Source organism: Streptomyces sp. CNH189 (assembly GCF_000527195.1).
Map to the genome: position 1 here is coordinate 124,778 of NZ_AZUS01000024.1, position 12,079 is coordinate 136,856.

The following is a 12,079-nucleotide window of genomic DNA, read 5'->3' on the forward strand; positions in this document are numbered from 1 at the left end:
TCACAACCCGTGCGGCCGTCCGGTCGTAGTCGGTGAAACACCTCAACGATCGGAGCAATCGTGGCTGCCACCGAACAACGTCTTGCCACCACGGTGCTGGTCATCGGCACCGGCGGAGCCGGCCTGCGGACGTCGATCGAACTGGCCGAGGCCGGTGTCGACGTCCTGGCCGTCGGCAAGCGCCCCAAGGACGACGCGCACACCTCCCTCGCCGCCGGCGGCATCAACGCGGCCCTGGCCACGATGGACCCCGAGGACAGCTGGCAGCAGCACGCGGCGGACACGCTGAAGGAGAGCTACCTGCTGGGTGACCCCCGCACCACCGAGATCGTCACCCGGGGCGCCGCGCGGGGCATCGACGACCTGGAGCGCTACGGCATGGCCTTCGCCCGGGAGGAGGACGGCCGCATCTCCCAGCGCTTCTTCGGCGCGCACAAGTTCCGCCGTACCGCCTTCGCCGGTGACTACACCGGCCTGGAGATCCAGCGCACCCTCGTCCGGCGTGCCGAGCAGTTGCGGATACCGGTGCTGGAGGGCGTGTACATCACACGGATCCTCACCCACGAGGGCGCCGTGTTCGGTGCGTACGGCTTCGACCTGACGGACGGCACCCGCTACCTCGTCCACGCCGACGCGGTCGTCCTCGCGGCGGGCGGGCACACCCGGATCTGGCGGCGCACGTCGTCACGGCGCGACGAGAACACCGGGGACTCCTTCCGGCTGGCCGTGGAGGCGGGGGCCCGGCTGCGCGACCCGGAGCTGGTGCAGTTCCACCCGTCCGGGATCATCGAGCCGGAGAACGCGGCGGGCACCCTGGTCAGCGAGGCCGCGCGTGGCGAGGGCGGCATCCTGCGCAACGCGCTCGGCGAGCGGTACATGAGCCGTTACGACCCCGAGCGTATGGAGCTGTCCACCCGCGACCGGGTCGCCCTGGCCTCCTACACGGAGATCAAGGAGGGCCGCGGCACGGCCAAGGGCGGTGTGTGGCTGGACGTCTCCCACCTGCCCCGGCAGACGATCATGAAGCGGCTGCCCCGGGTCTACCAGACGCTGCTGGACCTCCAGATGCGGGACATCACCCGCGACCCGATCGAGGTCGCGCCCACGGCGCACTACTCGATGGGCGGCGTGTGGGTCCGGCCGGAGGACCACAGCACCGACGTCCGCGGCCTGTACGCCATCGGCGAGGCGTCCAGCGGTCTGCACGGCGCCAACCGGCTCGGCGGCAACAGCCTGATCGAGCTGCTGGTCTACGGCCGTATCACGGGGCAGGCGGCCGCCGCGTACTCGGAGTCGCTGACCGCGCAGCCCCGTTCGGCGGCGGCCGTCGCCGAGGCGCGGGCGGAGGTCGACGGGCTGCTGGCCGCGGACGGTCCGGAGAACGTCCGCGCACTGCAGCGCGCCATCCGCAACACCATGACCGAGCACGCGGGCGTCGTACGCGACGAAGAGGGACTGCGCGCCGGGCTGGACGAACTCGCCGCGATCGAGAAGCGGATGGAGGACGTCGGTGTGCATCCGGACATCGCCGGCTTCCAGGATCTCGCGCACGCCTTCGACCTGAAGGCGGCGGCGCTGGCCGCGCGGGCCACGCTCGAGGCGGCGCTGGAGCGCCGTGAGACGCGGGGCTGTCACAACCGCAGCGACTACCCGGACATGGATGCGGGGCTGCGGGTGAACCTCGTGTGGTCGCCGGAGGGCGGCATCACCCGGGAGAGCATTCCGCCGGTTCCGCCGGAGATCGCCTCCCTGATGGAGGAGGTGTCGGCGGACGGCAAGCTCGCGGAGTGAGCGGTTCAACCCCCCTCCGTGGAGCCCCGCTTGACTTCCCCCTTCTCACCATCGTCATCGTCATCGTCATCGAAAGGATTCCGTCATGAAGGTCGTAGTGATCGGCGGTACCGGGCTGATCGGCTCGAAGGTCGTCGCCCAGCTGGACGCACAGGGTCACCAGGCGGTCCCGGCCGCACCCAACACCGGGGTGAACACACTCACCGGTGAGGGGCTGGCCGAGGTTCTGGAGGGCGCCTCGGTCGTCGTGGACGTGTCGAACTCGCCGTCCTTCGCGGACGACGCCGTCATGGAGTTCTTCCGCACCTCCACCGGCAACCTGCTGAAGGCCGAGGAGGAGGCCGGCGTGGCCCACCATGTCGCCCTGTCCGTGGTGGGCACGGACCGGCTGCAGGCGAGCGGGTACTTCCGTGCCAAGCAGGCGCAGGAGGACCTGATCACCGCGTCCGGGATGCCGTACACGATCATCCACGCCACGCAGTTCTTCGAGTTCATGAAGGGGCTGGCGGACCTGTCGACGGTCGACGGCACGGTGCGGGTGCCCCGGGCGAAGTTCCAGCCGATGGCCTCCGACGACGTGGCCGCGGCGGTGGCCCGCGCGGCTGTCGCCGCGCCCGTCGACGGGATGGTGGAGATCGGCGGCCCGGAGGCGCTGCCTCTGGAGGAGCCCCTGCGCACGGCGCTCACGGCCGCGGGCGATCCCCGCCCGATCGTGACGGATCCGCAGGCCGGCTACTCGGGCGCCCCCGTGGAGGAGTCCACCCTCCTCCCGGGCCCCGACGCCGAACTCTCCACCACCACATACGCGGACTGGCTGGCGACACAGCAGTAACGCACACCCGTTCCCTTGGGCCCCCGCCACCGGGCGGGGGCCCAAGGGAACGGGAAGACGCCTGGTCAGACCCTGATCCCCACGAGACAGGTCTCCTGTCGGGATACTGTCGGCTGACAACCTGCGCAGCTGAACGGGGGGAACGTGGGTGTGCGTGCGGTCAGTTCGTCGGGCTTCTGGGCTCGGGGCGTTGGTCCCGGTGTTCTCTTCGGCGGGCTGACCTCTGTGGTGTCCGTTGCCGTCATCGGGAGGGCGTGGGCCGCGTGTGACGTCGGTTCGGGCTCAGCGGCCAACAGCATGACGTTGCTGTTCCTCGCGCCTCTTGTATGGGTGGCGGCCGCGACACCGTGCGCGATCCTGTACGGCGCCCTCGCGAGGCGCAGTCGCGGGACGGCCCTGACGGCGGGGGTGCTTTTCGCCCTGTCGTTCACCTGGTTCCTGGTGACGTGGCTCGGCATGCCGGACGGCTATCCCGCGCCGTACTGTCCGGGCAACGTCCCGCCCTGGTGGCCGGCGTTCCTTCCGGCCTGACCCGGGTTCCGTCGCGGACCGGCCCGATCCGGTGAGCGGTGCACCGGATCGGGCCGTCGTGCGCGGGGCGGCTCAGCCGAAGTTCACGTCGCTGCACATCAGGTAGGCCTGGTCGAGGTGCGAGGCCTGCCAGATGGTGAAGACGATGTGGTGTCCGGAGTACCCGGAGGTCTGGACGGGGAACGTGATGTCCTGCGCCGGGGCGAAGCGGCCCGTCTGCGTGATGAAGTCCAGGTCGTCCCAGCCCAGCGTCTGGGTCTCGGGGTCGAAGCCCTGCTTGCTCACGTAGACCTTGAAGTAGTCCGCACCGTGGGACGCCTGGTCGTGCAGGTGGACCGAGAAGTTGTCACCGACGGTGGTGGTCTTCCACGCACCGGGCCGGTTCAGGCTCTCGAAGTTCGCGAGGTTGTTGCTGCAGAGCTTGCCGTCGGGGATCCGCGCCTCGAACTGGCCGCCGAGCCCGTCCTGCAGCATGCTCATCCAGTTCCACATCGTGTTGGGGTTGGCCTGGTAGGCCTGCCAGCACATGGGGTCCTGCTCCGCCATCGCGGGGTTCATGTGGTCGTTGCCCCACGCCTCCCAGCAGTGGTACGCGCGGGAGGCGGGACCGACGACGGAACCGTGGGCCTGGGCGGTGCCCGACCACGACAGCGCGCCGGCCACCATGGCGAACAGCATCAGGAACGCCTGGAAGACGCGACGGCGTGCCGGCCGGTAAGTACCGGCGGATAAATGCGACTTGGGCATGGGGGGATGACTCCAATCCTGTGGGTGAAACGTGATGGGAGCGCTCCCAAAGGTAGGTGGTACGGGTGCAGGTTTCATGGACGAAACGAAACCATTTCGAGGAGAGGTCCGAAGCTCACGCGGCGCCTGTCGCCCCCGTGCGGTCGGCGCCCCGGTCGAACGCCGTCCTGAGAAGATCACAGCATGACCGGCCGACGAGAAGCTGCCTCCGACTCCCCCCGCCCCTTCGCCGAGCCGGTCAGGCTCGACCTGTCCGATCCCCGCACCCTGCGTCAGCTGTGGGACCTCCAGCGGGCCTCCTACGCGGTCGAGGCCCGGCTCATCGGCTTCGACGGCATCCCGCCCCTGCACGAGCCCCTTGAACGGTTGCGGGCAAGTGACGAGTCCTTCCTGGGCGTTCGCGACGAGTCGGGGCTTGTCGGAGCCGTCGCCTGGGCCCGCCTGCGCAACGGTGCGCTGGATATCTGCCGCCTGGTGGTCCACCCCGTCGCCCATCGCCGTGGCGTGGCGACGGCACTGCTCGACGCCCTGGACTCCATCGAACCCGCGGAGTTGACCGTCGTCTCCACCGGTACCGCCAACCTGCCCGCCGTCGCTCTCTACCGCCGGCGCGGCTTCACGCCGGTAGGCGAACGCGAGCTGACACCCGGCGTCACGATCACACTGCTGGAACGCAGGAGCGCGCCGACCGGCGTGGAGCGTCGCTGAGGAGGGCGGGCCGGCGGATGGGCCGGACCACCCTCGGGGTGTGGCCGTTCAGGCGACCGCGTCCGATGCCTCCGTCACCGTCCGGGCGACGTCGTCCGGGCGGGAGACGCTCACGGCGTGTGACCCCCGGACCTCCACCACATGGGCGCCCGCCCGCTTGGCCATGTACCTCTGGGCGGCCGGCGGGATGTTGAGGTCCTCGGTGGCCACGACCGCCCAGGACGGCAGGGTCTGCCAGGCAGGTTCGGGTGCCGGCTCCTCCAGCGCGGCACCGGTCACGGGCCGCTGGGTGACAGCCATGAGCCGGGCCACGTCCTCGGGGACGTCCGCGGCGAACTGGTGCGGGAACAAGTCCTGTTCGATGGTGAAGTCCAGTCCCGGCGAGCCGTCCGGCAGGGTGACCGGCACGGGGTGCAGCGCCTCGCCGAGGCTGCTGCCGGGGAACCGGGCCGCCAGGTCGAGCGCGCTCTCGCCCGTGTCGGGGATGAACGCGGCGACGTAGACGAGCGCCTTCACGTTGTCGGCGGTCCGTGCGGCGGCGGTGACGACCGACCCTCCGTAGGAGTGGCCGACGAGCACGACCGGGCCGTCGACACCCGCCAGAATCTCTCCGACGTAGGCGGCGTCGCTGCTCAGTCCGCGCAGCGGATTGGCGGCGGCCACCACTGGGTGCCCCTCGTGCCGCAGGGTCCGCACCACGCCGTTCCAGCTGGTGGAGTCGGCGAAGGCGCCGTGGACGAGCACGACGGTGGGCTTGCGGGGGCGGGAACGGTGGTTCATGGGAGACCCTTCGTCGAAGGCGGTCCCGCGGGGATCGGCGGGACGTCGTCACCTTTCGACTCGTTGTCCGGATTGCGATTTTCGGTGTGACATCCGGTGGGCCGGGCCGGATCACCGCGCCCGCGGGTGTCACAGAACGGGTGCCTGTCCGGTCTTCCTGGTCCAGCGGTTTCCGCCGCTGTACGGGCGCGTGCGAGGGAGGTGGGGTATGAGCCGCATCGACGACGGCCTGCCGATCGCCGACCTCCTCGACGAGCGGCGGCAGCTCGTGGCCATGGCGCGCTGGCTCCTCGGCGGCGACCGTGACGCGGAGAGCGCCGTCGACGAGTGCTACCGCCGCTGGTACGAGCTGTCCGACGACGAGCGGGAACGCATCGGAACGCCGCGCTCCTGGCTCGCCGGTGTCGTGGGCGATCTCTGTCTGTCCCGTCTCGCGCTTCCCGACCGGGACGGCGGCCTTTCCGGGGCGGACAGCGGGCCAAAAGGGGAGCCCGCCGGTCTCCGTCTGCCGGCCCTCGACTCCCTGACACCCGCCCAACGGGCCGCCCTGGTCCTCGACGACGTCCTCGGGACCACGCGGGACACAGACGTTCCCCGGACGACGCGGGAAACAGTCGCCGACGTACGACGACGGCCGGAAACCGACCCCACCCGCCCGGCCGAAGGAGCGGAGCGTGCGGTGCCGGGCCGCCCGGTGCGGTCCTCGTCGGCCCGGCAGCACGACGTGATGGCGCACGCGGTGCGGCGGGCCTGTGCCGAGGAGGACGAGGCACTGCTCGCCTCGCTGCTGGCTCCGGACGCGACAGCCGTCTTCGACGGCGGCGGCAAGGTGCGGGCACTGGTCGGACCGGTGCACGGCGACGCCCAGGTCGCCCGCAGCGTGCTGCGGCTCCTTGCCCGGCATCCGCGCACCACCCTCGACACCCACTCCGTCAACGGGCGCACCGGTCTGGTGGTCCGCTACGAGCAGCAGGTGGCGGCGGTCATCAGCCTGGACGTCGCCGACCACCACGTGGTCCAGATCTGGGTGGTCCTCAACCCCGACAAGCTCCGCTCCTTCAACCCCGGGCGCCCGTGACGGTGACGGCCACCGCCCTCCCCCGGCGGCCGGACCGGCGTGACCCACGGCACACGCCGGCGGGTGTGACACCGGGGACGCGGCCGGTGTCTCCAGGCCGAGGTCCGATTTCACGACAGGAGACATCATGGACAGGAACATCGAAGTGGTCGTCCTGGGCGGCGGGTACGGCGGCGTCAAGGCGGCCAACCGCCTGGCGCGGCAGGCGGGCGTGTCGGTGACGCTGGTCAATCCGCGGCCCCACTTCGTCGAGCGGATCCGTCTGCACCAGGTGGTCACCGGCTCCGACGACGCCGTCGAGAGCTTCGGGGAGGTGCTGGGCGGCGACGTCCGCCTGGTCGTCGACGCCGCGACCCTGATCGCCGCCGAGGAGCGGCGCGTGTCCCTGGCCGGCGGTGACACCCTGTCGTACGACTACCTGGTCCACGCGGTGGGCAGCGGCGCTTCCGTCCCCGGCGTGCCCGGGGCGGCGGAGTTCGCCCATGCGGTCGCGGACCTCGACGGCGCGCGACGGCTGCGGTCTGCGCTGGCCGAGGTGCCGGCGACCGCTCCGGTGACCGTGGTCGGGGCGGGACTGACCGGGGTGGAGACCGCGGCCGAGCTGGCGGAGGCGGGACGCTTCGTGACTCTGGTCTGCGGGGGCGTGCTCGGCCCTTCGCTGCACGCCCGGGGCCGGCGCCCGGTCGCCCGCCGTCTTGCGGCGCTGGGTGTGACCGTGCTGGAAGGGGCCGGGACGCGGGTGACGGAGGTGACCCGCGACGGTGTCCGCCTCGACGACGGCCGCGACGTGCCCGGCGCGGTGACCGTCTGGACCGCCGGTTTCCGGATCCCGGATCTGGCCGCACGCAGCGGGCTGACCACGGACGCGGACGGCCGTCTGGTGACCGACGCGACGCTGACCAGCGTGGACGACGTCCGCATCGTCGCCGCCGGGGACGCCGGAACGATCTCCGGCCGGCCGGTGCGGATGAGCTGCCAGGCCGCCGTGCAGCTGGGCACGGGGGCCGCCGACACCGTCCTGCGCCGGATCGCGGGGAAGCCGCCGACGCCCGTGCGGCTGCTGTTCGCCGGGCAGTGCCTGAGCCTCGGCCGGGCGGAGGGCGTCACCCAGTTCTCCTACCTGGACGACCGGGTGAACGCGCTGCACCTCAGCGGGCGGCCCGCTGCCCGCCTCAAGGAGATCGCCTGCCGGCTCCCCCTGCGCCAGCTGGTGTCCGGCGCGCGCAAGGCCGGTCCGCGGACGCCCCACGGCGACAGCCCCGACCTTCGCAGCGCTTCGGCCTGAACACCGCCGGCCTCCGTCGTGGGGCCGGCCACGAGAGAGCGGCACACCCCATGAACGACCACGTCACCGACCCCGCGACCGAGGCCTTCCTCGCCCACCGGAACCTGCTGTTCACCGTCGCGTACGAGATGCTCGGATCCGCGGCGGACGCCGAGGACGTCCTCCAGGAGACCTGGCTGCGGTGGGTCGGGACCGACCTGGACCAGGTGCGGGACCGACGCGCCTATCTGGTCCGGATCACCACCCGGCAGGCGCTGAACCGGCTCCGCACCCTGAAACGGCGCAAGGAGACGTACGTCGGCCCCTGGCTGCCGGAACCCCTGCTCACCGCGCCGGACGTGGCGGAGGACGCCGAGCTGTCCGAGAACCTGTCCCTGGCGCTGCTGTACGTCCTGGAATCCCTGTCCCCGGTGGAACGTGCCGTCTTCGTCCTGCGCGAGGTCTTCGCCTTCGACCACGACGACATCGCGGCCGCGATCGGCAGGAGCCCCGCCGCGGCACGCCAGATCGCCTACCGCGCGCGGCAGCACGTGAACGCCCGCCGCCCGCGCACCACGGTGTCCGCGGAGGAGACCCGGGCGGCGCTGGCCTCGTTCCGGTCCGCTCTGGAGACCGGCGACCTGCAGGGACTGCTCGACGTGCTCGCCCCCGACGTCGTCTTCGTCAGCGACGGCGGCGGGCTCCGGCTGGCGGCCCTGCGGCCGGTCGTCGGGGCGGGCAAGGTGCTGCGCTACATGGCCGGCAGCCTCGGCAAGGCCGACGGCGTCCTCACCGGTGAGGCCACCACAGTCAACGGCAACCCGGGACTCGTCCTGCGCCTGGACGGCGGGATCGACGGCGTGCTGACCGCCCGGGTGGAGGACGGCCGGGTCACGCGCGTCTACTACGTGCGCAATCCGGAGAAGCTCACCCGGGTCGAGTCCGAGACCTCCCTCGCCTCGCGCTGAACGGCCCCTGCGGTCCGGGCCTTCTGCGAACAGCACCGGGCCGTGCCCGTGCCGGGCGGGCGCACGCCACTGGGCCGTCCCCCTGCGGGGACGGCCCAGTGGCGTGCGGTCGGCCGGGTGTCCCGGCCGGGGGTCAGACCTTCTCGGCGACCCGCTCGTCCGCCGGAGCCGCCGTGGGCGCCGGCGCCGGCCGGGTCTCCGCCGGCGCGTCGGGGGCCACGTTCAGTTCGGCGAGCATGGTCTTGGTGAAGCCGAACCAGTACGTCGCCACGAAGCCCGCCACATAGCCGACGACCAGGCCGGCCGCGTAGACGGCGATGGTCTGTCCGAGGCCGTGGTTGCCGTCGAGGAGCGGGAAGAGCGCCCAGCCGGACGGGCCGATCGCGGTGGAGCCCACGTCCGTGCCCAGCTGGTTGAACAGGCCGACGAAGGCACCGCCGAACGCGCCGCCCGCGCAGGCGGTCACGAACGGGCGGCCGAGGGGCAGGGAGACGCCGTAGATCAGCGGCTCGCCGACACCGAGGAAGCCCGGCCACAGCGCGGACTTGATGGTCGTGCGGATCGAGGTGTTGCGGGGCAGCCGGAAGTAGATCGCGACGGCCGCGCCGACCTGTCCCGCACCCGCCATGGCGAGGATCGGCAGCAGGACGGTGAAGCCCTGGCCTTCGATCAGCGTCGTGTGGATGGGGATCAGCGCCTGGTGGAGGCCCAGCATGACCAGCGGCAGGAACAGACCGCCGAGGAGGAAGCCGGCGCCCGCGCCGCCGTGGGTCAGCAGCCAGTCGGCGGCGTCACCGATCCAGGTCGACACCTCACCGGCCAGGAACATCAGCCCGAACAAGGTCGCGAGACCGGAGACCAGAACCGTGACGGTGGGGGTGACCAGTACGTCGACGGACTCGGGGACCCAGCGCCGGCACCGCTTCTCGACGTACACGGCGAGGCAGGCCGCGCCCAGCGCGCCGAGCACACCCCCCTGGCCCGGCGACAGGTGCTGGCCGAACGCCTCGACGTCGGCCACCTTGGCGTAGACGATGATCGACGCGACGGCGCCGCCGAGGATCGGGGTGCCGCCGAACTCCTTGGCCGTGTTGTAGCCGACGAAGACGGCGATCAGCGCCATGAAGCCGGAGGCGATGGCGGCCAGGGCCGGGGTGACGGCGGGCAGCCACTCGAGGTTGACGAGCAGGCCGTTGAGGCCCGCGATGATGCCGCAGCCGATGAGCGCGGGGATCAGCGGCACGAAGATGTTCGCGATGCGCCGCAGGAACAGCTTGAACGGCGTGGCGTTCTTCGCCTTCCGCTCCGCCCGGAGCGCCGCGCCCTGCGCCGCCAGCTCCTCGGCGGTCACGGGGTCGGCCCCGCCCGCGGGAGCGGCGGGCTCCTCGGGGGCGTCGGCGCGCCCCTCCTCGACCAGGGCCTCGAACTCGGGGGTGACACGGGCGACGGTGCCCGGGCCCAGCACGATCTGGTAGGTGTCGTCCTCGACGACCCCCATGACCGCGGGCAGTGCCTTGAGTGCCTCCTCCTGGACCAGGGACCGGTCGCGCAGTCCCAGCCGCAGCCGGGTCATGCAGTGGGCCACCGACGTCACGTTCCCCGCGCCTCCGACGAGGGGAAGGATGGCGGCAGCAGCGGCGCGATGCTTGTTCTCTTCGCTCATGGTGCGGTCATGCCTTGCTGTGAGGTGGGACAGGCCGCGTCAGGCGGCTGCGGCTTCCAGGGCCTTGCGCAGGTGCCCGTGGGCGTCCTGCAGCAGGCGGGCGGCGGTCGGGGCGTCGACGGACGCCAGGAGGGTGAGGATGGAGTTCTTCACCTCTCCCTCGTTGTCGGCGAGCGCGGTCTCGACGGACTCGTCGCGGGCGCCGGTGGCGAGGGAGACGATGCGGTGGGCGCGCGCCCTGAGCTTCTCGTTGGAGGCCCGGACGTCGACCATCAGGTTCCCGTAGGTCTTGCCCAGCTTGATCATGGTGATCGTCGAGATCATGTTGAGCACGAGCTTCTGCGCCGTGCCCGCCTTGAGCCGGGTCGAGCCCGTCAGCGTCTCGGGACCGACCACCACCTCGATGCCGTGGTCGGCGGCGGCGGCGAGCGCGCTGTCCTCGTTGCAGGACAGGCCGACGGTGAGCGCGCCGAGGGCGCGGGCGTGCCGGACCGCCGCGACGGCGTACGGCGTGCGGCCGGAGGCGGAGATGCCGACGACCACGTCGTCGGCGGTCAGGGCCAGGGCGTCCAGGTCCTCGCGGGCGGCGTCCTCGCGGTCCTCGGCGCCTTCGACGGCATTGACCACGGCGGTCGGACCGCCCGCGATCAGGCCCACGACCTGCGCGGGGTCGGTGTTGAAGGTGGGCGGGCACTCGGAGGCGTCGAGGATGCCGAGCCGGCCGGCCGTGCCCGCGCCGGCGTAGACGAGCCGCCCGCCGCGGGCCATCCGCTCGGCGACGCCGTCGATCGCGGCGGCGATCTGCGGCAGCCGGGCGGCGACGGCCGTGGTGACGGTGGCGTCCTCCGCGTTCATGAAGCGGGCGATGTCGAGGGTGGGCAGGCGGTCGATGTCCGCCAGCTCGGGGCGGTGGGCCTCCGTGGTCATGGTGGCCAGCTGCTCACGCAACCGGCCGTTCTCCACGGCGTCTGCGGCGGGCACGACGTTCACACTCCTCGGTGTCGAAATTTACTTTCGGCGACTCGCTTGAGCCTGAAAGATATTTTCAGCCATGGCGCGCGTCAAGGGTCGCAAGGCAAAGGTCCGATCACGACTCCGGCGACCACCTGCACACCCTCACGGGGGGCACCCCCGGCCACGGCGTCCCCTCACCAGCGTCGCCAACGCGTCCCCCACCCCTACAAGCCCGGACTCGGTGAGGTGCATCACATCGCAGGGTGGTCACAGGTCCGGGGCCTGCCCGGTCAAGGGAGTGCAACCGCATCTTGGAGGGTGAGGAAGACCATGGACGCTCGTATCGACATCTTCGGCAACGCGCTCGCGGGGAAGGTTCTCCGGCACATCAACTCGGCGAACAAGGCGGTGCACGACTCGCCGCTGCCCGTCGCGACCCAGGAGCTGGTGAAGATCCGCGCCAGCCAGATCAACGGCTGCGGCTTCTGCACCGACATGCACACCAAGGACGCCACCGCCGCGGGCGAGACCCAGCAGCGCCTCAACCTGGTCGCCGCCTGGCGCGAGGCCACGGTCTTCACCGACGCCGAGCGCGCCGCCCTCGCACTCGCCGAGGAGGGCACCCGCATCGCGGACGCCGCCGGCGGAGTGAGCGACGAGGTGTGGGCCGACGCCGCCAAGCACTACGACGAGGAGCAGCTCGCCGCGCTGATCTCGCTGATCGCGATCATCAACGCCTACAACCGCGTCAACGTCATCAACC

The 12,079-nt window shown here is 71.7% G+C and carries 12 protein-coding genes; 8 read left to right on the forward strand and 4 right to left on the reverse strand.

From position 1 onward, the window contains the following. The first annotated feature begins 60 nt into the window (after positions 1-60). The 3 genes from B100_RS0128455 to B100_RS37765 all read left to right on the forward strand — a co-directional run bounded on the left by B100_RS0128455 (position 61) and on the right by B100_RS37765 (position 3,154). On the forward strand, positions 61-1,791 hold the full coding sequence (locus B100_RS0128455; RefSeq protein ID WP_024887803.1) for an FAD-dependent oxidoreductase: 1,731 nt from the start codon (positions 61-63) through the stop codon (positions 1,789-1,791). A gap of 85 nt (positions 1,792-1,876) precedes the next feature. Further along, on the forward strand, positions 1,877-2,623 hold the full coding sequence (locus B100_RS0128460; RefSeq protein ID WP_024887804.1) for an SDR family oxidoreductase: 747 nt from the start codon (positions 1,877-1,879) through the stop codon (positions 2,621-2,623). 297 nt (positions 2,624-2,920) lie between these two features. Continuing rightward, on the forward strand, positions 2,921-3,154 hold the full coding sequence (locus tag B100_RS37765; RefSeq protein WP_486585714.1) for a hypothetical protein: 234 nt from the start codon (positions 2,921-2,923) through the stop codon (positions 3,152-3,154). 72 nt (positions 3,155-3,226) lie between these two features. On the opposite strand, the gene B100_RS0128470 is transcribed toward B100_RS37765, so the two are convergent. Continuing rightward, on the reverse strand, positions 3,227-3,901 hold the full coding sequence (locus B100_RS0128470) for a lytic polysaccharide monooxygenase auxiliary activity family 9 protein (protein WP_486585715.1): 675 nt from the start codon (positions 3,899-3,901) through the stop codon (positions 3,227-3,229). Positions 3,902-4,084: 183 nt separating this feature from the next. Here B100_RS0128470 and B100_RS0128475 point away from each other — a divergent pair, with 183 nt between their 5' ends. Next, complete coding sequence (locus B100_RS0128475; protein WP_024887807.1) at positions 4,085-4,609, forward strand: GNAT family N-acetyltransferase; 525 nt, start codon at positions 4,085-4,087, stop codon at positions 4,607-4,609. A 48-nt stretch (positions 4,610-4,657) separates the two neighbouring features. Here B100_RS0128475 and B100_RS0128480 read toward each other — a convergent pair whose 3' ends face one another. Then, entirely contained in the window at positions 4,658-5,389 is a 732-nt protein-coding gene (locus B100_RS0128480; protein ID WP_024887808.1) for an alpha/beta fold hydrolase, read from the reverse strand. A gap of 208 nt (positions 5,390-5,597) precedes the next feature. On the opposite strand from B100_RS0128480, the gene B100_RS0128485 reads away from it, so the two are divergent. From B100_RS0128485 to B100_RS0128495, 3 genes are all read left to right on the forward strand, one after another. Further along, positions 5,598-6,467, forward strand: a complete 870-nt coding sequence (locus tag B100_RS0128485; protein ID WP_024887809.1) for a hypothetical protein — start codon at positions 5,598-5,600, stop codon at positions 6,465-6,467. Between the two features lie 127 nt (positions 6,468-6,594). After that, positions 6,595-7,752, forward strand: a complete 1,158-nt coding sequence (locus tag B100_RS0128490; protein WP_024887810.1) for an FAD-dependent oxidoreductase — start codon at positions 6,595-6,597, stop codon at positions 7,750-7,752. Positions 7,753-7,802: 50 nt separating this feature from the next. Then, complete coding sequence (locus B100_RS0128495; protein ID WP_024887811.1) at positions 7,803-8,699, forward strand: RNA polymerase sigma-70 factor; 897 nt, start codon at positions 7,803-7,805, stop codon at positions 8,697-8,699. 133 nt (positions 8,700-8,832) lie between these two features. On the opposite strand, the gene B100_RS0128500 is transcribed toward B100_RS0128495, so the two are convergent. Both B100_RS0128500 and murQ read right to left on the reverse strand, forming a co-directional pair. Then, positions 8,833-10,362 (reverse strand): PTS transporter subunit EIIC, encoded by a 1,530-nt coding sequence (locus B100_RS0128500; protein WP_024887812.1) that lies wholly within the window; start codon positions 10,360-10,362, stop codon positions 8,833-8,835. 39 nt (positions 10,363-10,401) lie between these two features. Next, positions 10,402-11,352, reverse strand: coding sequence for an N-acetylmuramic acid 6-phosphate etherase (gene murQ / locus B100_RS0128505; RefSeq protein WP_486585716.1), 951 nt, complete (start codon positions 11,350-11,352; stop codon positions 10,402-10,404). A gap of 294 nt (positions 11,353-11,646) precedes the next feature. Here murQ and B100_RS0128510 point away from each other — a divergent pair. Beyond that, a partial coding sequence (locus B100_RS0128510) for a carboxymuconolactone decarboxylase family protein (RefSeq protein ID WP_024887814.1) occupies positions 11,647-12,079 on the forward strand: 433 nt, incomplete at its 3' end.

Bases quoted from the DNA above. Each gene is read 5' to 3' on its own strand.
- B100_RS0128480 (WP_024887808.1), bottom strand. From the start codon at position 5,389: ATGAACCACCGTTCCCGCCCCCGCAAGCCCACCGTCGTGCTCGTCCAC.
- B100_RS37765 (WP_486585714.1), top strand. From the start codon at position 2,921: ATGACGTTGCTGTTCCTCGCGCCTCTTGTATGGGTGGCGGCCGCGACA.
- B100_RS0128460 (WP_024887804.1), top strand. From the start codon at position 1,877: ATGAAGGTCGTAGTGATCGGCGGTACCGGGCTGATCGGCTCGAAGGTC.
- B100_RS0128490 (WP_024887810.1), top strand. From the start codon at position 6,595: ATGGACAGGAACATCGAAGTGGTCGTCCTGGGCGGCGGGTACGGCGGC.
- B100_RS0128475 (WP_024887807.1), top strand. From the start codon at position 4,085: ATGACCGGCCGACGAGAAGCTGCCTCCGACTCCCCCCGCCCCTTCGCC.
- B100_RS0128485 (WP_024887809.1), top strand. From the start codon at position 5,598: ATGAGCCGCATCGACGACGGCCTGCCGATCGCCGACCTCCTCGACGAG.
- B100_RS0128500 (WP_024887812.1), bottom strand. From the start codon at position 10,362: ATGAGCGAAGAGAACAAGCATCGCGCCGCTGCTGCCGCCATCCTTCCC.
- B100_RS0128470 (WP_486585715.1), bottom strand. From the start codon at position 3,901: ATGCCCAAGTCGCATTTATCCGCCGGTACTTACCGGCCGGCACGCCGT.
- B100_RS0128495 (WP_024887811.1), top strand. From the start codon at position 7,803: ATGAACGACCACGTCACCGACCCCGCGACCGAGGCCTTCCTCGCCCAC.